The 19,435-nt window shown below is 35.9% G+C and carries 19 protein-coding genes; 13 read left to right on the forward strand and 6 right to left on the reverse strand.

What is annotated here, in order from left to right; all coding sequences use genetic code 11:
- The first annotated feature begins 13 nt into the window (after positions 1-13).
- The 11 genes from ASG21_RS00370 to ASG21_RS00420 all read left to right on the forward strand — a co-directional run bounded on the left by ASG21_RS00370 (position 14) and on the right by ASG21_RS00420 (position 11,919).
- Positions 14-946 (forward strand): glycosyltransferase, encoded by a 933-nt coding sequence (locus ASG21_RS00370; RefSeq protein WP_056074500.1) that lies wholly within the window; start codon positions 14-16, stop codon positions 944-946.
- A 6-nt stretch (positions 947-952) separates the two neighbouring features.
- Positions 953-1,636 carry an NAD-dependent epimerase/dehydratase family protein gene (locus ASG21_RS00375; RefSeq protein ID WP_056074502.1) on the forward strand — a complete coding sequence of 228 codons (684 nt, stop codon included), beginning with the start codon at positions 953-955 and terminating at the stop codon, positions 1,634-1,636.
- A gap of 1 nt (position 1,637) precedes the next feature.
- Entirely contained in the window at positions 1,638-2,561 is a 924-nt protein-coding gene (locus tag ASG21_RS00380; RefSeq protein ID WP_056074504.1) for a glycosyltransferase family 2 protein, read from the forward strand.
- A gap of 36 nt (positions 2,562-2,597) precedes the next feature.
- On the forward strand, positions 2,598-3,536 hold the full coding sequence (locus ASG21_RS00385) for a glycosyltransferase (protein ID WP_082482309.1): 939 nt from the start codon (positions 2,598-2,600) through the stop codon (positions 3,534-3,536).
- 62 nt (positions 3,537-3,598) lie between these two features.
- Positions 3,599-4,537, forward strand: a complete 939-nt coding sequence (locus ASG21_RS00390; RefSeq protein WP_056074507.1) for a glycosyltransferase family 2 protein — start codon at positions 3,599-3,601, stop codon at positions 4,535-4,537.
- Between the two features lie 16 nt (positions 4,538-4,553).
- Entirely contained in the window at positions 4,554-6,254 is a 1,701-nt protein-coding gene (locus ASG21_RS00395) for a DUF6044 family protein (protein WP_056074509.1), read from the forward strand.
- 15 nt (positions 6,255-6,269) lie between these two features.
- Entirely contained in the window at positions 6,270-8,057 is a 1,788-nt protein-coding gene (gene asnB / locus ASG21_RS00400) for an asparagine synthase (glutamine-hydrolyzing) (protein WP_056074511.1), read from the forward strand.
- Positions 8,057-8,956, forward strand: a complete 900-nt coding sequence (locus tag ASG21_RS00405; RefSeq protein WP_056074513.1) for a GT-D fold domain-containing glycosyltransferase — start codon at positions 8,057-8,059, stop codon at positions 8,954-8,956. The genes asnB and ASG21_RS00405 overlap by 1 nt, the downstream gene beginning before the upstream one ends.
- On the forward strand, positions 8,956-9,900 hold the full coding sequence (locus ASG21_RS00410; protein WP_056074515.1) for a glycosyltransferase family 2 protein: 945 nt from the start codon (positions 8,956-8,958) through the stop codon (positions 9,898-9,900). The genes ASG21_RS00405 and ASG21_RS00410 overlap by 1 nt, the downstream gene beginning before the upstream one ends.
- Positions 9,897-10,973, forward strand: a complete 1,077-nt coding sequence (locus ASG21_RS00415; RefSeq protein WP_056074517.1) for a hypothetical protein — start codon at positions 9,897-9,899, stop codon at positions 10,971-10,973. The genes ASG21_RS00410 and ASG21_RS00415 overlap by 4 nt, the downstream gene beginning before the upstream one ends.
- A 4-nt stretch (positions 10,974-10,977) precedes the next feature.
- Positions 10,978-11,919, forward strand: a complete 942-nt coding sequence (locus ASG21_RS00420; protein ID WP_056074519.1) for a glycosyltransferase family 2 protein — start codon at positions 10,978-10,980, stop codon at positions 11,917-11,919.
- On the opposite strand, the gene ASG21_RS00425 is transcribed toward ASG21_RS00420, so the two are convergent.
- Genes ASG21_RS00425 through ASG21_RS00450 form a run of 6 tightly spaced genes read right to left on the reverse strand, consistent with a single transcriptional unit; the run spans position 11,911 to position 17,339 of the window.
- A complete protein-coding gene (locus ASG21_RS00425) occupies positions 11,911-12,489 on the reverse strand; it encodes a GNAT family N-acetyltransferase (protein WP_056074521.1) in 579 nt (192 codons plus the stop codon). The two genes, ASG21_RS00420 and ASG21_RS00425, sit on opposite strands and share 9 nt — an antisense overlap.
- Positions 12,486-13,424 (reverse strand): GNAT family N-acetyltransferase, encoded by a 939-nt coding sequence (locus ASG21_RS00430; RefSeq protein WP_157844495.1) that lies wholly within the window; start codon positions 13,422-13,424, stop codon positions 12,486-12,488. The genes ASG21_RS00425 and ASG21_RS00430 overlap by 4 nt, the downstream gene beginning before the upstream one ends.
- Complete coding sequence (locus ASG21_RS00435) at positions 13,408-14,229, reverse strand: ChbG/HpnK family deacetylase (protein WP_056074525.1); 822 nt, start codon at positions 14,227-14,229, stop codon at positions 13,408-13,410. Before ASG21_RS00435 ends, ASG21_RS00430 begins: the two co-directional genes overlap by 17 nt.
- Before the next feature lies 1 nt (position 14,230).
- Positions 14,231-15,577 (reverse strand): DUF6056 family protein, encoded by a 1,347-nt coding sequence (locus ASG21_RS00440; RefSeq protein WP_056074527.1) that lies wholly within the window; start codon positions 15,575-15,577, stop codon positions 14,231-14,233.
- Entirely contained in the window at positions 15,567-16,520 is a 954-nt protein-coding gene (locus ASG21_RS00445; RefSeq protein WP_056074529.1) for a glycosyltransferase family 2 protein, read from the reverse strand. Before ASG21_RS00445 ends, ASG21_RS00440 begins: the two co-directional genes overlap by 11 nt.
- Positions 16,521-16,568: 48 nt before the next feature.
- Positions 16,569-17,339: a class I SAM-dependent methyltransferase gene (locus ASG21_RS00450; RefSeq protein WP_056074531.1), complete on the reverse strand. Its 771-nt coding sequence runs from the start codon at positions 17,337-17,339 to the stop codon at positions 16,569-16,571.
- Positions 17,340-17,438: 99 nt separating this feature from the next.
- Here ASG21_RS00450 and ASG21_RS00455 point away from each other — a divergent pair, with 99 nt between their 5' ends.
- A complete protein-coding gene (locus tag ASG21_RS00455; RefSeq protein ID WP_056074533.1) occupies positions 17,439-18,266 on the forward strand; it encodes a glycosyltransferase in 828 nt (275 codons plus the stop codon).
- A gap of 8 nt (positions 18,267-18,274) precedes the next feature.
- Positions 18,275-19,435 carry a glycosyltransferase gene (locus tag ASG21_RS00460; RefSeq protein ID WP_241773428.1) on the forward strand — a complete coding sequence of 387 codons (1,161 nt, stop codon included), beginning with the start codon at positions 18,275-18,277 and terminating at the stop codon, positions 19,433-19,435.

A 19,435-nucleotide genomic window follows, 5' to 3' on the forward strand; every position in this document is an offset into this window, starting at 1 on the left:
TACTATCGAAACAATGGACGTCAGCATCTGCATCACCACCTACAACCACGGGAAATATATTGAAGAGTGTTTGATGAGCATCTTTGCTCAGGATTTTTCGGGTATCTGTGAAATTATCATCGGGAATGATAACTCATCGGACGATACCGAAGATATCATCCGTCAAATCATGGAAACTCATCCTAAAGGCGGAACAATCCGCTACTTCAAAAACAATCCAAATCTGGGATATGTAAAAAATACCCTTTTTACTTTTTCGCAGGCTCAGGGAAAATATATCGCTGTGCTCGACGGAGATGATTACTGGATAGACCGTTTTAAACTTCAGAAACAGTTTGATCTTCTTGAAAACAATCCTGACCTCTCGGCTGCAGGTACTAATTCAAAAGTAGTTTACGAAGATGTAGATATTGAGAGCCACAGCTACAGTGACCGCACTGAAAGAATTCTGAAAAAAGATGACCTTACCGATTTATCAATCTTTCAGACCTCAACATTCTTTTTCAGAAAAGAAATCTTACAACCTGATTTTCCTACAGACATTATTTCTGCTGACCGCGGTCTTTATCTGCTTGCAGGATGCCATGGTGATGTGAAGTTTTTATCGGAAGAGACTGCGATTTACAGGCAGTTTCAGGGCAGCATATCCAAGAATGTTCCCTATGAGGTTATGAAAAAAGATTTTGCAATTGTCCCTTTTATTTTAAAGCAGGGCTCAGGCTACCGCAGATCTAAACTGATGGCTTATTTTTACTATACGCTGATGACCTATCCGAAAAAAGTGAGTAAAACCAACTTTTACCGTGCTGCTGCAGGGTATGCTTTTTATAATATTTTCTCTAAATTTACACTCCGTCCTTTCAGACTCTACAATATCGTAAAATGGACGCGTCACACCGTGATGCAGAAGTATGAGATCAAAAAAGGAAACAACAGTTTTATATAACAGCAAATGATCACAGGCAACGGACTTATCGCAAAATCCCTTCACTCAATAGATTCGGAAAATGTACTGTTTTTCGCATCGGGTGTTTCCAATTCTCTTGAAACGAGAGATTTGGAATTTGAAAGAGAACACGCTCTTTTAAAAAACACCCTTGAAAATCATCCCGGGAAAACCTTTGTCTACTACTCGACCTGCAGCATCTACGATTCTTCCAAAAATAACAGCCAATACGTTCTGCACAAGCTTAAGATGGAACAGGTGATCGCCGATTTATCTGAGCGGTATTTTATTTTGAGAGTAAGCAATGCCGTGGGAAAAGGGGGAAATCCCAATCTGCTGGTCAACTATCTTGTAAGAGCAATTGAAAGCGAAACAAAAATTACGGTTCACACCAAAGCAACAAGAAACCTCATCGACGTGCAGGATATAAGCCGCATTACAAAAGAAATTATTGAAAGTTTTAATGCCAATCAAATCATCAATCTGGCCTATCTTCAGAACTTCTCTATTATCGAAATTACAGAGACTATTTCTGATGTATTAAAAACGGAACCGCTTTTACAGCTGCAGAATGAAGGTTCAGGTTACCAAATTGAAGTTTCTAAAATTGAACATTATTTTAAACAAAACAATCTGACTGATAAAGAGCAGTACCTCAGAAACTTAATATCAAAATACTATCAGAAATAAAATGCCGAAAACAGCCGTAATAATCGTCACTTACAATGCCATGAAATGGGCTGAAAGATGTTTCAGTAGCCTGAGGCATTCTTCGGTGCCTCTGGACTGCATTGTAGTAGACAACGGTTCTACAGACGGCAGTCAGGATTTCATTACAGAAAATTATCCTGAAGTCAGCTTTATCCAGTCCCCGGAAAACCTGGGCTTCGGAAAAGCCAACAATATCGGCATTGAGAAAGCCTATAAAAACGGAGCGGACTTTTTCTATCTGATGAATCAGGATGCCTGGCTTTTTGAAGACAGCATGCAAAAACTTCTGGATGTTTTTGAAAATCATCCGAAACAGGAAGAGATCGGCATTCTCAGCCCGATGCATCTGGATGGTTCGGAAAAATATCTGGATATCTTCTTTGAACGATATTTGGCGAGAAACACCTCTAACAACAGATTTTTATCTGATATTTTTAACAGCAGTGTAAAAGATTTTTATGAAGCAGACTTTGTAAACGCTGCACACTGGCTTTTACCAAAGAACACCATTAATGAAATTGGTGGATTTAATCCTTATTTTTTCCATTATTCAGAAGATTATGAATATGTACAGCGGATTACATTTTTCAGAAAAAAAATTATTATTTGCCCTGGAAGCCTGGTAGTACATGATGGTAAACAGGACTTTAATAAAACTGCTCAAATCAATGCAAAACGGGTTCAGCGTGAACAACGCTTCCTAAACCCTGCCATCAGTTTCAGCAAAAGCATCTTAAAACAAGAGTTTCTTCCAGATATCATAAAGCAACTTCTTACATTAAAGTTTTCATCTGCTTACAAAACATGGAAAGAATATCAATATCAAAGTTCAAAATATGACGAAATTGTCAGCTCTAAAGAAATTCTTAAAAATAAGGGTGCTTCTTTTTTAAATATCAAATAAATAAATTTAAACCACTAAAAAGAACCTGCATCCATCATGAGTCCTAAAATATCTGTCATCATGTTGACCTATAATCATGGTCCATACCTCCATCAGGCCATTGAAGGGGTTTTATCTCAAAAAACCAATTTCCCCTTTGAGCTAATTGTGTGTAATGATAATTCGCCTGATCATACTGATGAGATGATGGCTCAATTCACAGAGAAATATCCTAAAATCATCAGATATTACAGACATGAAAAAAATATAGGTTTTATAGAAAACCAAAGATTTGCATTCAGTTCAGCTAAAGGTGAGTATCTTGCTTACTGCGAGGGTGATGACTATTGGACTGATGATCACAAACTTCAGTTTCAGTTTGATTTTTTAGAATCTAACAAAGATTATGTTATGGTGACCGCCAGAAATCTTCTTTTGAATCAAAATGAAAATGCGCTGTCTGATGATGGTAAAGAAGAAATGTTTAAAAATCAAGAATATATTGACTACAATCAAACCAGTTTCTTTTCGGAAAGACCTACACAGACCTTCACTTATCTCATTAGGAAAATATATTTGGATTTGAAGTGGATTGATATCTATCCCAATTATCGGGATTTATACTATTTTTATCATCTGCTGTCCTTTGGAAAAGGAAGAGCTTATAATAAGGTTGTGGGCGTTTACAGATTACATGATGGCGGTGTGTACAGTTCATTAGAAACAGAAAAAAAAATGCGGACATCTATCGAGATTTTTAAAAGCATACGAAATATAAATGATGACAAGCGAGCAAATACACAAATATTAAAAGATTTAGATTTACTGATATCTAAGTACTATTACAAAAAAGAATTTACAATTCCCTTATTCAATTTAAATCTATACTCTTCTATATTTGAGCGTTTTATGATCTCCGGTAATATAAAAACATTTTCCTTTCAATTATTTAAAATTTTAAAATATACATTTCACCGATTGACAAATAAAATTTGAATCACTAAAATTCTGAAACTATTCCATAAAATGAATTTCGTATTCAAAAAGAATATACTGTAATGGCAAATAAAATTAGTATTATAATACCTGTCTATAATTCATCAAAGTTTTTACATAAAACTGTAGAAGCTGTCGACAATGAGAGATTAAAATCTTGCTGGAATCTAGAACTTATTCTCGTGGAAGACGGCAGCCCCGATAACAGTTTTTTGGCTGTTGAAGAACTCAGCAAAATATACTCCTACATCAAAGGTATAAAGCTTTCCAGAAATTTTGGTCACCAGATCGCTGTAAAAACAGGTTTGGGATACGCTACGGGCGACTACATCGCAATTATTGATGATGATTTGCAAGACCCACCATCATTACTTCCAAGATTTTTCGAGCAGCTCGATCTTGGATATGAGGTGGCATATGGAGTCCGTAAAAAAAGAAAGGAAGATCGAGCAAAAAAGTTTGCCTACAGCAGTTTTTACAGAATATTGAGCTCAATCAGCGATACAAAAATCCCCCTGGATTCTGGAGATTTCTGTGTAATGACTAAAACAGTGAAGGACAAGATGCTCACTTTAGATGAGCAGAATCCATATCTCAGAGGCATACGTGCCTGGGTTGGATATAAACAGATCGGGTTGGAATACGAAAGAGACGGAAGAATTGAGGGTGAATCTGGTTATTCTCTGAAAAAGCTGATTAAAATTGCTAAAGACGGAATCTTTTCTTTCTCGTCACTTCCTTTACAGATTATCAGTCTTCTCGGTAATATTGGATTATTGATCTCGATTGGTTTTACTATTGTAACTTTCTTCAGGTACTTCAATAATCAGATTGAGGTGGCAGGATATACCACAATCATTATTCTGATGCTTTTCTTCAATTCTATACTTTTAATCAGTTTGGGAATTATCGGTGAATATATTTACCGAATTTATAATGAAGTGAGAAACAGACCGCACAGCATCGTCGAGAAGACTGTTGGAAATTATAATACACTGTAAAGATTCCACTTAAATAATGAAAACAGACAGCACCTGGATCAAGAAAAATTTATATTTTCTTATCGGCTTCATCATAATAATTTCTTTATATCTACCCTTTTTTATTTTTGGGGAGAATTCTTATCTGGGATCTCCTGCTGATTATCTGGATTCGAATGCAGTCTGGCTGAAAATACTCTCTGAAAGCGGATTATCTTTTGCGCCAAATAACACTCCTCTACCCAATATAGAAAATCAGTTCCGCGTAAGCTATGGGAATGAGCTCGATTTTATTTATTTACTTTTTAAAATTTTCACTCCCTATTACGCTCTTGTAATCAACAGTCTGATTATTTCGTTAACGGCATTCATTTCACTTTCTGTACTGGCAAAAAATATAACGCCCCAGATTAATAAGATTTTACTGCTGATAATCTCTCTTACATTCGCACTGCTCAATCACTGGCAGTTTGGAGGAATCAGCATTGCAGGATCTCCAATAATTATTTTAGTCTGCATTCTCCTTGTTCAAAAACAAAAAGTTCCTTTATCATTCTATATATTCAGTCTCTTTTTCTTGCTGTACTCCAGTTTTATCATTTACGGAATGTTTCTGATTTTTCTGATTTTGGTTTGTGCTGCATATCTGTTTATTAAAACACGGAAGATTAATTTTAATCTGATCATCTACATCGCCATCATAACTGTTGGTTATCTGCTGATCAACTACAGATTTATAACAGAAACATTGAGTCCGTCTTTTGTATCTAACCGCCCTTCGGGTTTGCCTGCTGAAATTGCCCTGATGAGAGACTGGAAGATATTATTAGAGAGATTTGTGGATGGGCATGGCTCTCACGCTGTCTCCAGGCAGCATGGCATTTTAATTATATTTATAATATATTGTCTGTCTGCATTCTTTATCAAATTTAAACATCTCAAAAAAGTTTTACTGATTTTTGGGCTTATAGTCTTCTTTGTACTGTTCTCCTACATTAATTTTAATTTGCTCCCGGGAGTAATTAAAGCTCTGCATCTTGACTTTATCTATGGGCTTACTTTATACCGCTTCTTTTTCTACAACGGAGTTCTCTGGTACATCATTTTAATTTTTATAACTGAAGATTTTGGGAATACTGCTTACAGAAAAACGGTCATCCCTCTCTTGATTTTAGGGTTAACGGTCAACTTTTACACTGTTTTAAGAATTAATACTCCCTACCAGAATATCCGGCATTCTTTCAGAGAATATTATTACTCCTTTAAAGACTATTATATGATTTCTGAGTTTAAGGAAATTGATAAAATTCTGCCTGAAAATAAATCGGATTACAGGGTAATAAGTTATGGCTTTGATCCTGCGGCGTCGCAATACAACGGTTATTTCACAGCTGACGGCTATCTCAACTTTTATGAAGGCAACCAAAAGAAAAAATTTGGTAAACTTATAGTTCCACTTCTGGAAGACAATAAAGTACTTAAAGAAAAACATAACAGCTGGATGCATCAGAATTTTGTGTTTACAGACAATTTCACGGTTGGAGAACAGGTATTACAAAAATATTCAAAAGAAAGAAGAAGCTTACCTGTAGATGAAAATGGGTTGAGAGCTTTGCATGTGAATTATGTGCTCTCCTCAATTCCTCTAAACAATTTTTATCTGAAAGAAATAAAATCAATAGAGTCAAAACATTGGTCAAAAATTTATATATACCAGGTTTTAAATTCAAATCATTAAACTACTGTAACAACTATGTGCGGAATTGCCGGAATCATCACTAAAAACGCCAGAAACTACAGTCACGAACTGCAGAATATGACCGATGCCATTGCGCACCGCGGTCCCGATTCTGCCCATCATGAGTTTTACGGAAATGCTGCACTGGGTCACCGCCGCCTGTCCATAATCGATCTGTCGGAAAACGGAAAACAGCCTATGTTTTCGAATACCAAAAATGAGTGCATTGTTCTGAATGGCGAAATTTACGGTTACCAAACCATCAAAAAACAGCTTTCAGAATATCCTTACCGTGGAGGTTCCGATACGGAAGTGATACTTGCCATGTATCAGCGTAAAAAGGAAAAGCTTATCCATGATCTTCCGGGCATGTTTGCTTTTGCCATCTGGGATGAAGAACAGCAGCAGCTTTTCTGCGCACGCGACCGGTTTGGCGAGAAACCATTTTATTATACCACGGGAAAAAACGGTGAATTTATTTTCGCCAGCGAAATCAAAGCCATTCTGGCAAGCGGTCTTGCTAACACAGAAATCAATTATGATGCGCTTTCGCATTATCTGCAGTACGGTTATGTGAGTACCTATCAGAGTATTTATAAGCATATTCATTCGCTGCCTCCGGCTCATCAGCTGATTTGGAAAAACGGAGATGTGAAAGTTTCAAGATATTACAGTCTTCCTGAAAAAGACAGAAAAATCAGCCTCTCTGATGCCAAAGAAGAATTCACCTTCCTTCTGAAAAATGCAGTGGAAAAACAACTGATTGCTGATGTGGAAGTCGGAAGTTTCCTGAGTGGCGGACTGGATTCGTCATCGATTGTCGCCATTGTGAATGAGTTTTTACCTTACCAAACCACGATAAGTTTCGGTTATGACCATGAAGACAGCGAACTGAAGTATGCCAGAGAAATTGCAGAGAAATACAATACCAGGCATATAGAAATCCATGAAAAAAAGGAAGATCTTGTATCAGGAATACTGAAAATCAGTCCTTATCTGGATGAACCTTTCGCCGACTCATCTACTTTTCCTCAATTTGAAATCTGCCAGGCGGCAAGAAAAAATCTTACCGTAGTGCTTTCAGGCGATGTCGGCGATGAATTATTTGGTGGCTACAGCTTTTACAAGGTCGAAAATGATCTTAAAAAACATTTCAGCTATCAGAATATTATTGCACAGTTTGGTTTAAAATTATATCAAAGTGTAAGACAGACTTCATTTATTTCTCAGAAAAATGTGCAGTACGCATCGATATATGATTTCCATCAGAATGAAGTAAGAAATTTCTTTGATGAAGATCAGAGAAAGCAACTTGGCATTACAGAAAATTATTCTCAACCCTACAGTTTCAAGGCTGATAAAAACTCACTGAATGACATTATGAGAACTGATTTGGAGAAATTTGTTCCAGGGAACATGATGTTAAAATCCGACCGTATGGCGATGGCCAATTCTTTAGAGGTTCGAACACCGTTTTTAGATGTAGATTTTGCGGAATTTTGTATTCAACTTCCTGGTCAACTGAAAATCAATTCTGAGCGGGATAAAATTATTTTAAGAGAATCAATGAATTCGTATTGGACAGAAACCATCCGAAACCGTAATAAGCAAGGTTTTGGTTCAAATATAGAAAACTGGTTTGAGGAAGAAAGTCTGATGAAATTTTCTGATGACATGCTGAAAAACAAAAACCATCAGGTTTTTAATCATATTGATTTCAACGCTACCCAAAAATTTTTAGACAAAGGACAAAAACACTGGAATCTCCTGCAACTGGCTTTGTGGACTGAAAAAATAAAGTAATGAATATTAAGAAAAAACTATCATCTAAATTCTACTTCCTTCAATGGCTTTGGAAGACCCGAAATCTGAGAAAAGGTTTCCCCGAATATAATGTGCTTAATATTGAATCTACTACTGAAAAAATCATCAGCGAAAGAACTTCAATCAGTCGCTTCGGTGACGGCGAATTCAGATTGACTCTGCCTGAGTATGCTTTGGTATTCCAGGACGGAGGAGAGAAAATCCGCAAAAAACTACAGAACGTTCTGCAATCTGATATAAAGAACCATATCGTTTGTCTTCCTTTTGGACATTTCAGAGATTTTGATCTGCCGACGAAATATTGGTGGTATAAATTTTTAAATATATATGGAAGTAGAATTCAGAATTTTATTCCGGCAGACAAGAATTACGGAACAACTTTTATCAGCAGATATTACATCGGTTTTTCAGATAAATCAGAAAAAAGAATAACAAAAGTTGTTTCTCATCTTAAAAAAATCTGGGAGCAACAGGATATTCTCATCATTGAGGGTCAGTTTTCACGTTTGGGTGTTGGGAACAATCTTTTTGACAACGCAAAATCACTGCAACGAATCGTTTGTCCGCCCAAAAATGCTTTTGAAAGATATGATGAAATTTTTGCAGCAGCGAATAAATATGGCAAAGACAAATTAATTCTTTTGGCCCTTGGCCCCACAGCCACCATCCTGTCTTATGATCTTGCAAAAAATGGCTATTGGGCTTTGGACGTAGGTCACATCGATATAGAATACATGTGGTTTTTAATGAAAGCTCAAGACAAAATGCCTGTAAAAGGACGTCATGTAAACGAAGCCCACGAACAGGAATCGCTCGAAATCCCTACAGAGTTCAGAGAAAAGTATTTGAACAGCATTGTTTTAGAAATAAATAATTAATGAAAATTTCTGTCATAATTCCCGTCTACAACGCTGAGACCTTTCTAAAAAAGGCGGTTGAATCTGCTCTGCAATTTGACGAAGTAACTGAGGTGATTCTGGCGGAAGATGCTTCCAGCGACAGTTCGCTGATACTTTGCAGAAAACTGGAGCATGAATATGAGCGTGTTATGTTATTTCAGCATGAAGACAGAAGAAATCATGGTGCTGCAGAAACAAGAAATCTGGGAATCAGAAAATCTGGTTCGGAGTTTATTGCTTTTCTGGATGCTGACGACTATTATCTTCCCAACCGTTTTGATGTAGAAAAAATTTTACTGGATGATGAAAAGATTGAGGGTGTATTCGGTGCTTTGGGTACAGAATTTATCACTGATAAAGGGAAAATTGAATTTCAGGAAAAATTTAAGAATAACAGACTCACTACTGTACAGTATCAGGCAGAAGGAATTGATATTTTCGAAGGTCTTTTGGGACTTTCAACGAAAACTTTCGGTTCGTTTTTTCATCTGAATACTCTGACGGTAAGAAGAGATTCTTTACTTAAAAAAAATCTGCTTTTTAATAAAGATCTCAGGGTGCATCAGGATTCGGACTTTATTATCAAACTTGCCTATCACTGTTATCTGAAAACGGGAATCATCGATAAGCCGGTCGCCATTCGGGGTGTACATGACGACAACAGAATTACGAAAATCAAACAATATTCGCCGAAGTTTTATGCCAATCAGTTTCAGTTCTATAACTCATTATACCTATGGGCAAATGCGAATAATCTCGATAAAAAATATTTGCAAAAAATAAAACTGGATTTTATCAGTTTTAAAATAGCCAACAAAAGAGGCGCGGGAAAGTATTTATTTTATGTAATTTCTGCACTTCAAAATCCTGAATTGCTCAAAACAAGATATCGGTTTCACGCTTTAAATCCGCAAAAACAATGATTTTTAAAAAGATAGAACAACTGAAAACTTTATTTTCAGATCTCACAGCATATAGAAATCATAAGAAATTATTACCAGACAATCCGGAAAAAGCAGTGCTGGTACAGTTTCAAAATCCTCAGTTGTACCATCGCTTTTTTTATCTGCTTTTAAAATTTTACCATCTTGCAGGTTATACTGTTTATTTTCCGATGAGCTTTTCTTTGTACAGAAACCTGAGAAACAAAGATCGTTATATGGCCTTGCTGTTGCAGGAAAAAAATCTTCTGAGCATCAACTCTCAAAATAAGCCTGAAGAAATTATAACGTTGACCGATTCGATATTCAGTGCCGATTATTTTAAAGATTATTTTGAAAATAATAATGATACAGATCAAAGTTTTCATATTCCGATGAGTTTTCATCCTTATATGTATCATCAAAACCTATGGAACCAAAATATACACTGTGCCAAAGAAAGATTTAATTCTATTTTCTGTTATGGAAATTTTGATGCTAAAGCCTATTTAGATATCGAACACACAGGCTTTAACGTAATTCCACGAACAAAGCTACTAAGTTTTTTCAGTGATAAAAGCAATTTTCTTCCTGTACGCAGTAAAAAGGAACTGATTTCAGCTGATACCAACTATTTTAGTGAAAAATTTGTTTTTGCTATTAAAGAAAACTATCAAATTGATATGGATGATATCAGATCGCATCTATCTCTTTTTAATTTCTTTCTCTGCTGTCCGGGCGTTGTGATGCCGCTCTGTCATAATGTGGTAGAAGCGATGTCTGTAGGAACTATTCCAGTTATTGAAAAAGAATACGCTGAGGTAATGTATCCTCATTTGGAACATCAAAAAAATGCAATTATCTTTCATGATTTAGAAGATTTGGAATTGCTTTTAAATGAAAAACTGTTCACTATCCCGAAACAGGACATAGAAGCAATAAGAAAAAATGTTTTAGACTATTATCAGGAATTTCTAAGTCCGAAAGGAATGATCAACAATCTAAACCAAAGCATAGCTCGTGGAAAAAAAATATATCTGCAGGCCGAACACAGAAGTGTGAAATTTAACAATTAAGCTAATGAAAATCTCCGTCATCACACCCGTTTACAACGCCGAAAATTATATCACACAGGCTGTAGAATCCGCTCTTCAGTTTGAGGAAGTTTACGAAATTATTCTGGTAGAAGATCAGTCTCCCGACAATGCACTGGAAGTCTGTAAAAAACTGGCTGAACAGCATGCCAGGGTAAAACTGTATCAACATCCGGACAGAAAAAACCACGGTGCCGGAGCCAGCCGCAATTTAGGAATAGAAAAAGCTGCCGGAGATTTCATCGCCTTTTTGGATGCGGATGACTACTATCTTCCGAACCGTTTTGATGCCGAAAGAGAACTGTTTAAAAACCCACAAGTTGATGCTGTTTACGGTGCTTTGGGTGTGCATTACTACTCTGAAAAAGCTAAGGAGCAGTACTATTCTCTGTTTGGTGACAGGCTCACGACTGTGTATAAGAAGCACGCACCCGAAGATGTTTTCCCGGGACAACTCAATATGCTTGGTAGTTTTGGGCTTTTCAGCATTGATGCTTTAACCGTCAGAAAAAAACCGTTGACTGAAAAGGTAAAGCCTTTATTTAAAACTCATTTAAGACTGCATCAGGATACAGAATTACTGTTCAGAAGTTCATATTACCTCAAGTTTTATCCGGGAATTCTGGACAAGGCTGTGGCAATGAGAGGCGTTCATGAGAGCAACAGGATTACGCAGGTAGATTCAAAAAAATTAAAACCATCCAACACAAGAGTGCTTTTGTGGCGTGCGGTAAATGAATGGGCTCAAAGTGAAAGGACAATGCCAGCCAACATCAAACTTCACATTAAAAGAACCCACAGAAGCTGGGAAATTGCACAGGCTCCATTTTTTAAAAAATGGGGAATGATTGCAAAATATGCTGTTACAGATTTTCAGAGTGTGAAGTCGGGACTGTATAATATTAACTTCAGGAATGAACTATTTTAGGGATTTACCCATCAGATATTTTTTTTCGAGAATATTATTAATCTCCCTGATAATTTTGAAGTTTTTGCTTTTATAAAAGGCAAGTGCAGGATTATTCTGCTCAACTTCAAGTTCATAATAGTCCTGTGATTTGCCCATCTCATTTTCAAAACCTTCCAGAAGTTTTTTTCCGATCCCAGACCCTTTATGCTTTTCGTCTACTGCAATATAAACAAGTTGGTTTTTTGAGTCGCCTTTTTGAAATCCTTTTGACACGAAACTCTGAAATATATAAAGCAGATATTTAGGATGTTTCAGCAAAGCCAGAACTGTGTTTTTAATAAAATAAAGTTTATTCTGAGCTGTAAAACTTCCAAACATATCTTCAATGTCTGATGTTCCAAATACAAAACCACACAATTCTCCAGCTTGCTTATATCCAACTAGAACAGTATCACCGCCTTTGTTCAAATGATGTAAATAAAATTTCCGTATAAAATCACCGCTATAAAAATTTATAAGACTTGGCAGATTGTTTCTATGAACTCTTACAACATCAGTCAGATCTTCTTTTACTAAATTAACAATCATTTTAATACTTTATAAATCAGTTTTGGTCCCAGAAAATTAGCTATAGATAATGGTAATTTTTTCCACATATTGATAAGAAACCTGACTAGTTTTCCATCTTCATCGTTCGTATGAGATTTTTTATTGAAATAGTAATAATAAAGCTGCACAGGCTCTGCACCCCAAGAAAGCTTATATTTCACTGTACTCTGTCCGTTTCTGCTTCTCCCCATATCAAAAACCGCAATCTTCTTTTCTACTGCAAATTTAATAATGTTCCAATACAGAATATTATTTACAGAATATTTATTAAATTCTTTTAAAGTTGCAGCGTACGGATGGCAAATATAATCGTCACTAAATATAATACATGCCGCAGAGACAGGTTTATCTTCAATATATATAATCATAAACTGACCATGAAATTTTGATGGGTCATCAAAATAATTAACAATATTTCTGTAAAACTCCTTTGAATGAGTAGGTGTTCCCAGATCACGCCATGCCTCAGCTATTACTTGGTAAAAATCATTTAACAGTTCCTCTCCACCGGTTTTTATCTGAAATTTATTTTTCTCTGCCTTCCGAACCTGATTTCTGGTTTTGGATTTGATGCGTTGATTCCAGACTACATCTATTCCACCTGATAAATCAAGTAAAAAAGTTTTGTAATCAGTAACCATTATTGGCCGGACTGAATCTTCAAAGCTCAGCAATTCCTTAGATTTTATAAGAACCGGCTGATCTGTAATTTTAAGAAAATCAGCATTAAGCCTCTCATTTTCAGAAAAATGTCCGCCATACGACAGGTACGGTGCATTTGAAAAATAACTTCCATTTCCGAAAAGGTTTAGCTTTTTATTTTGAAAATCTACAGTTTTTTCTTTTAACGGATATGTATTGAGAACAATACTTTTCCATTCATTAGATTCAGAAAAGTTAGTCCAAAAATTCATATTCTTTAAATTTTCCATTAAAACAAAGTTCATATTCCTGCTTCCTGAAGTCGGATTGCAGGAATTCTCTGAAACGCATATCAAGATTTGAATTATCTCCGTCCATTTCTCTGACAGAAGGATGTAGCATCACCTCAACCGTTTTACCCTTTTCAGATTCCAGATAACTGAATAAGTTTTGAGCGTTAATTTCACAGGTATTTAAAATGGTGTAAAACTCAATCTCTTTTTTATTATGATTGAAGGATGAAAGAAACTTCAGCAGAAAGAGTTTAATTAAGTTTGCAACACTTGCTGTTCTGAAATTATACCTGAAAGTTGTCACAAAATTTTCATTAATTTCTCTTATGCGGTCTATATTATATTTCTTTGCAAGTTTTCTTACAATCCTGTTGATTGACGGAATAACATGTACATGCTCGTGGCCGTCGATATGCGTAATTTCTATATTATTTTTCAAAAGCTTCTGCAACTGAAGTTCTATTTCTTTTTCAAGATCATTCAATACATTGTCAGATTTTCTCATAAAGAGAAGTTTTACAAAGTTATTGGATAAAAAACCCTCAGCATCGGTAATGCTGCTTTTTCCTGATATTGCTTTACAACAGGTAAGATTGATGTGCAGACCTATTTTAAGTTTGGGTGCATGAGGAATAACATCCTGTATAGCGTGAATAAAAAAATCGGTGTTCGCCATCAGACTCGCATGAGACAGGAATCCTTCATTGCCCGCTCTTAGTATGGCAAGATTTATGCCTTTAGACAAACCCAAATCGTCGGCATTGGTAATCAGTCTGTTCTTCATTCTAGTGGTGTGAGATTGTTTTCAGTTTAAAAAATTTTATCAGATTTTTCTCTTCTGAAAGATTTTCATCGGGATTTCTGTCTATATATTCAGTGCCATATTCGAAAAGTATTCTCCGGCTGAATCCTGGATAATTATCTTTAGAATAATCAAGTCTCTCATCTAAAATAACATCTTTACTGATTTTCTTTTTCTCCTGAATTTCAGCACAAAGATGTTTAAAAATAAGGTCTGACTTTTGGCAGATAACAGTACTGAAAACAAAGAAAACAACCAGCCATAAAGAAGAAATAATTTTAAAAATTTCAGTTTTATACTGAAACGGTATATATATCTTTCGGGCAACGAATAATGAGAAAATAAAAACGGTAAGCGTCGAAAAAAACATCAGTCTTGTGCCCGTAAGAGGAGAGTAAGAAATAATACACACCGCTAAAATTCCCATGAGCAGATAGCATCCCAAAAGAGTTACTTCCTTTCTGTTAATTTTTTTAGTTTTCAGTAAATAAAAACAAGCCAGCCCTGCTACTATTAGAAATAAAATCAGTTCTAGGTTATAGTAGTAGTAAAACTTTAATATTTTCGTAAACGTTCCTATATAATCCCCAAAATTAAATCCATACTGCGTCTTCCCAACCGTTTTGTATTTTACGGCATTGGCAGGAGCAAAAAATAGTGCCAGATAGCCAGCTGCGACAGAAAGATTAACGGCTATAATATTGAAATCAGGTAGCTTTTTGTTTTTAATTAAATATCTTAAACCACAAATTCCGGAAAACAAAAGTAAAACCGGTGGTACATGCTCATTGCCCATTCCCATGATAAAAGCTCCGACACACAGAAGGATAATTTTCAGAGGAGACCTTGCAAGCACATTCTTCTTAAAAATAAAGTATTCTGTCATTACATACAGATACAGGAGATACAGAACATGGGTAAAGGTATAGTTGGTTGCAAAAGGGCTGTAGTAAAACAGTTCACCAAAATAGTTGATCAGAAAAATGAATGCTGCTGCCAAAATCAAGAGCTTCCAGACATCTTCTTTCTGGGTAATTTTTGGAAATCTCCGGAAAATATTGGCGAATAAAGCCCAAAGGAAACCATTGAAAACCAGAAAACCTAAAACGAGTTTTAAAAATTTACTGCGTGCTACAATATTCAGAAAAAACTGTCCACTTCTGGGGTTTACATAATTATAGCTGGTCCAGTACTCAGAAAGAAAGTGCGGCAATTGTGATCTATCGAGATAATAAAATTCATCACGGGTTACGGGAAACCAATACAGACTCAAGAGAAATCCGATATTAATAAAAACAAGTAAAAATGAAGGTAAAAACTTAGTCTTCATTCTTAATAATTTCGTTAAAATACAGAGGTCTGTTTTTTACTTCGATGTGAATTCTGCCGATATATTCTCCTAAAATTCCTAAGAAAAGCATGATCAGAGAGCAGAAAAAAATCATCACCGATAAAAGGGTAAGAAATCCTGTCTTCGGTTCATGATTGATATGACTTTGATAAATAGAAAATGCCAAAAATAAAACAGAACCAAAAATACCGAAAAAACCAAGTAATGTTGCCAGTCTCAGTGGTTTTACAGAAAACTGAATTACACTGTCAATCGCCAATTTATACAGTTTCAGAAAATTATATTTTGAAGTTCCTGCAAATCTTTTGGGAGCTGTAAACTCTAAGATTAAAGCATCCTGAAGCCCCACCAGCGAAAGCATTCCACGGAACATTCTGTCGGTTTCATTTAGTTGGTTGATCCAGACTACATATTTTTTATCTAACAGCCTGAAATCGGGCATGTTTCTCGGAATTTTCACATCAGAAAGAAAATTGAGTATTTTGTAGTAAATGTTTCCAAGTATACGATACTTAAGACCTTTATCTTCATTATCAGTACGTTGCGTCAGAACGAGTTTATACCCTTGAAGCCACTTCTGAATCATTTCTGCGGCCATTGCCGGCGGATGCTGCAGATCGGCATCCATGAAGAGAATGGCGAATTCTTTCTCCTGATTGTGTTGAGCTACATAATTCAACCCAGCAGTCATTGCCATTTCGTGACCAAAATTTTTCGACTGATTGATAATGGTAATATGAGAATCATTTTTCTGGAGATCTTTCAAAATCTGAAGCGTCTGATCCCGGGAGCCGTCATTTACAAAAACCAGTTCGTAATCTCCAAAAGAAATTTCATTTAATTCTTCCTGAAGGCCAGCATGAAGCACCGCAAGATTCTCTTCTTCGTTGTAGGCAGATATAATCAGGTAAACTTTTTTCATATTAAACAATTTCTTTTTTTAGACAACAATAGCAGCTTATAAAAAGTTTTACTTCACAAAAACCCCAACATATTTCCCTTCAAACTCCACAACCGTCGGCGTAATTTTTTCCTGTTCACAAAAATCCTGAAAAGCAGAATTATCATTAATGTCATCCGAAATAAAAACACCTCCTTTTCTTAATCTTGGATAAAGTGTTTCGTACGCCCACTTCATACCTTCATAAGATTTATCGGAATCATAATGTACAACATCGATTTCGCCGCTTTCCTTTAAAATTTTAGGTAAAGATTCACGGTCTGCGTGACGGAAGAGTTTCCAGTTGGATCTTAAATTTTCGGGAACCACACAGCCAACGTACTGATCTCCATTTTGCCCTAAATACGGCATATCTGAACTGTACAAAGTTCCGTTTCGTTTTTGTAATGAGGTCAATGTAGCAAAAGAACTCCAGCCATAAGCTACTCCTGTTTCAATCACCGCTTTTGCCTGAGTATATTCGCAGGCACTGTATAAAAGTTCCAGAGCACCGGCACCACCCATTTTTATCGGGCAGGCGTTTTGGGTATCCAGAGCTTTTTGAAATTCCTGAGGATATTTTTCTGAGAAAGACTGAAAATCAAGATTAAAAAGTTTCTTTACCGCATCTTTCTGACTAACGGCAATTTGGGAAGCCCAAAGATTCGTCTTTTCCTTGCCTTTAAACGCGCTGTTCCGGTTAAAAATATTCTTGATTATTTTTCTTCCTAATTCGGGATACAGATCAGGACGTTTCGCATAGCCTATAAAAGTCTTGAGAACTCGGGTTATTTCGCTCACAGTGTTATTATTAATGGTGCAAAAATAAAGATTTTTATCAGATTGAGCAGATTATTTATCTTTGTGAAAATTTATTAATACAAAGACGCCTCCCTCCTCATGAAGTTTTCAATCTTAATTGCCAATTACAATAACGGAAAGTTCTTTGAAGACTGCTACCACTCCATTATGGATCAGACTTTTACAGATTGGGAAGCGGTAATTCTGGACGATGCGTCAACAGATGATTCTCTGGAAATAATTTCTGAGTTGGTAAAAGACGATTCGCGCTTTAATATTTTTAAAAATGAAAAAAACAGCGGTGTCGGAATTACAAAAAGCAAACTGATAGAACTTGCCAACGGCAATATCTGCGGATTTGTAGATCCCGATGACGCGATTACACCGAATGCTCTGCAGTCTGCAGCGGATGTTTTTTTAAAAGATTCAAAAACCGTTCTCACCTACTCCAGTTTTATGAAATGTGATAAAGATTTAAAACCTTTGGAGCAGTTCAGATCGGGTATGCAGGTGGTGAATAATGATCCTTATTTTTTTAACTGTCCTGTGCACATCGTGCATTTCGTGTGTTTCAGAAAAGATGTTTACGAGCAGACAGAAAAGATGAATTCTGAGATGAGAATCGCCGAAGATCAGGATCTCTATCTTAAAATGTATGAAAAAGGAAAGGTAAAGTATATTGATGAACCGAATTATCTGTACAGAACGCATTCCGGTGGAATTTCACAAAATGAAAACCTCCCGAAATCAAGAGAATATTTTGCAAGAGTTATTTTCAACACGATGAAAAGACGCGGTCTGAAAACCATTAACGGAAAAAAAATCCCGTCCGAGTACAGTCAACCCAAAGAAATTTATGATCTTCTGGAATACCAGAATTCCATCCCATTCAGAATTATGAAAAAACTGAAAATTATGTTCCAGTAAACGCATTAATGATGAAAGAAACTCAAAAAATAAAAGTACTTTTCAGACAGCGATCTATGGAAATGGGTGGTGTTGAAAAAGTAATCCTCAGCATGCTGAACGGTCTCGACAGAGAAAAATTCAACATGACCATCTGCCTGAATATCAATCAGGGAGAATTGCGAAACGAGATCCCGGCGCATGTAAGAAAAGTTTTTATTGGTGAAGGACGGGAGAACTTTTCAAAAAATTCTCTGATTCACAAATTACAGCTGGCTAAACGGAAAATTAAACTTGACAAAGCTCACAAAAATCCGAAGATCACAGCAAAAATTTTGAATGCTGATTTCGATGTGGAAATTGCACCAACTTATGCCACTTTTTCTTCGGTTCTAAATTCATCTAATAAAAATTCAAAGAAAATTGGCTGGTTTCACTCAGATATTACTTTACCGAAACTTCAGCCTCTCGTTCCTGAAATTTTGAAACAGATTCCTCAGTTTGATTATTTCATTTTCGGATCTCAGCAGACCAAAGATATTTTAATTGGAACCTATCCAAAACTTAATATTCCCGAAAATCAGGTAGTCCGGAATGCTATTCCCATTGAAGAATTGAAGAAAAAAGCACTGGAATTCACACCTAAATTTCCTGAAAAACCTGTTTTTGTTTCGGTAGCAAGGCTTCACAGCAGAAAAGGTTTTCATAAATTAATGGAAGCTCATGCAAAACTTTTAAAGGACGGTTTTGATCATCATATTTTCGTGATTGGTGATGGCGAAGAAATGACCAATTTAAAGAAACAGGCAACTGAATTAGGTGTTACTGAGAGTTTTGAATTTTTAGGATCACTATTAAACCCTTATCCTTACGTGAAAAATGCAGATTTTTTTATTTTACCTTCAGAATCTGAAAGCTGGCCTTTGATTATCGCCGATTCGCTGATTTTAAAGAAGCCCATTATATCAACCAACGTTGGCGGAATCCCCGAAATGATCGTGCACGACAGAACCGGTTACCTCATCAATTACGAAACTGATGAAATGTACGCTGCAATGAAAAAATTTATGACCGAACCTCAATACATCGAAAAAATAAAAGAAAATTTGGTCGATATTGAAAAACAATTTGACAATCAGAAGATTTTTGATGCCGTTGAAAATATCATTCTTAACTTAACAAAAAATTAG

The sequence above is a fragment of the Chryseobacterium sp. Leaf394 genome (genome assembly GCF_001424105.1).
Taxonomy (GTDB): domain Bacteria; phylum Bacteroidota; class Bacteroidia; order Flavobacteriales; family Weeksellaceae; genus Chryseobacterium.

Coding starts and splice junctions, on each gene's coding strand:
- ASG21_RS00370 (WP_056074500.1), top strand. CDS start 14: ATGGACGTCAGCATCTGCATCACCACCTACAACCACGGGAAATATATT.
- ASG21_RS00375 (WP_056074502.1), top strand. CDS start 953: ATGATCACAGGCAACGGACTTATCGCAAAATCCCTTCACTCAATAGAT.
- ASG21_RS00380 (WP_056074504.1), top strand. CDS start 1,638: ATGCCGAAAACAGCCGTAATAATCGTCACTTACAATGCCATGAAATGG.
- ASG21_RS00385 (WP_082482309.1), top strand. CDS start 2,598: ATGAGTCCTAAAATATCTGTCATCATGTTGACCTATAATCATGGTCCA.
- ASG21_RS00390 (WP_056074507.1), top strand. CDS start 3,599: ATGGCAAATAAAATTAGTATTATAATACCTGTCTATAATTCATCAAAG.
- ASG21_RS00395 (WP_056074509.1), top strand. CDS start 4,554: ATGAAAACAGACAGCACCTGGATCAAGAAAAATTTATATTTTCTTATC.
- asnB (WP_056074511.1), top strand. CDS start 6,270: ATGTGCGGAATTGCCGGAATCATCACTAAAAACGCCAGAAACTACAGT.
- ASG21_RS00405 (WP_056074513.1), top strand. CDS start 8,057: ATGAATATTAAGAAAAAACTATCATCTAAATTCTACTTCCTTCAATGG.
- ASG21_RS00410 (WP_056074515.1), top strand. CDS start 8,956: ATGAAAATTTCTGTCATAATTCCCGTCTACAACGCTGAGACCTTTCTA.
- ASG21_RS00415 (WP_056074517.1), top strand. CDS start 9,897: ATGATTTTTAAAAAGATAGAACAACTGAAAACTTTATTTTCAGATCTC.
- ASG21_RS00420 (WP_056074519.1), top strand. CDS start 10,978: ATGAAAATCTCCGTCATCACACCCGTTTACAACGCCGAAAATTATATC.
- ASG21_RS00425 (WP_056074521.1), bottom strand. CDS start 12,489: ATGATTGTTAATTTAGTAAAAGAAGATCTGACTGATGTTGTAAGAGTT.
- ASG21_RS00430 (WP_157844495.1), bottom strand. CDS start 13,424: ATGAATTTTTGGACTAACTTTTCTGAATCTAATGAATGGAAAAGTATT.
- ASG21_RS00435 (WP_056074525.1), bottom strand. CDS start 14,229: ATGAAGAACAGACTGATTACCAATGCCGACGATTTGGGTTTGTCTAAA.
- ASG21_RS00440 (WP_056074527.1), bottom strand. CDS start 15,577: ATGAAGACTAAGTTTTTACCTTCATTTTTACTTGTTTTTATTAATATC.
- ASG21_RS00445 (WP_056074529.1), bottom strand. CDS start 16,520: ATGAAAAAAGTTTACCTGATTATATCTGCCTACAACGAAGAAGAGAAT.
- ASG21_RS00455 (WP_056074533.1), top strand. CDS start 17,439: ATGAAGTTTTCAATCTTAATTGCCAATTACAATAACGGAAAGTTCTTT.
- ASG21_RS00460 (WP_241773428.1), top strand. CDS start 18,275: ATGATGAAAGAAACTCAAAAAATAAAAGTACTTTTCAGACAGCGATCT.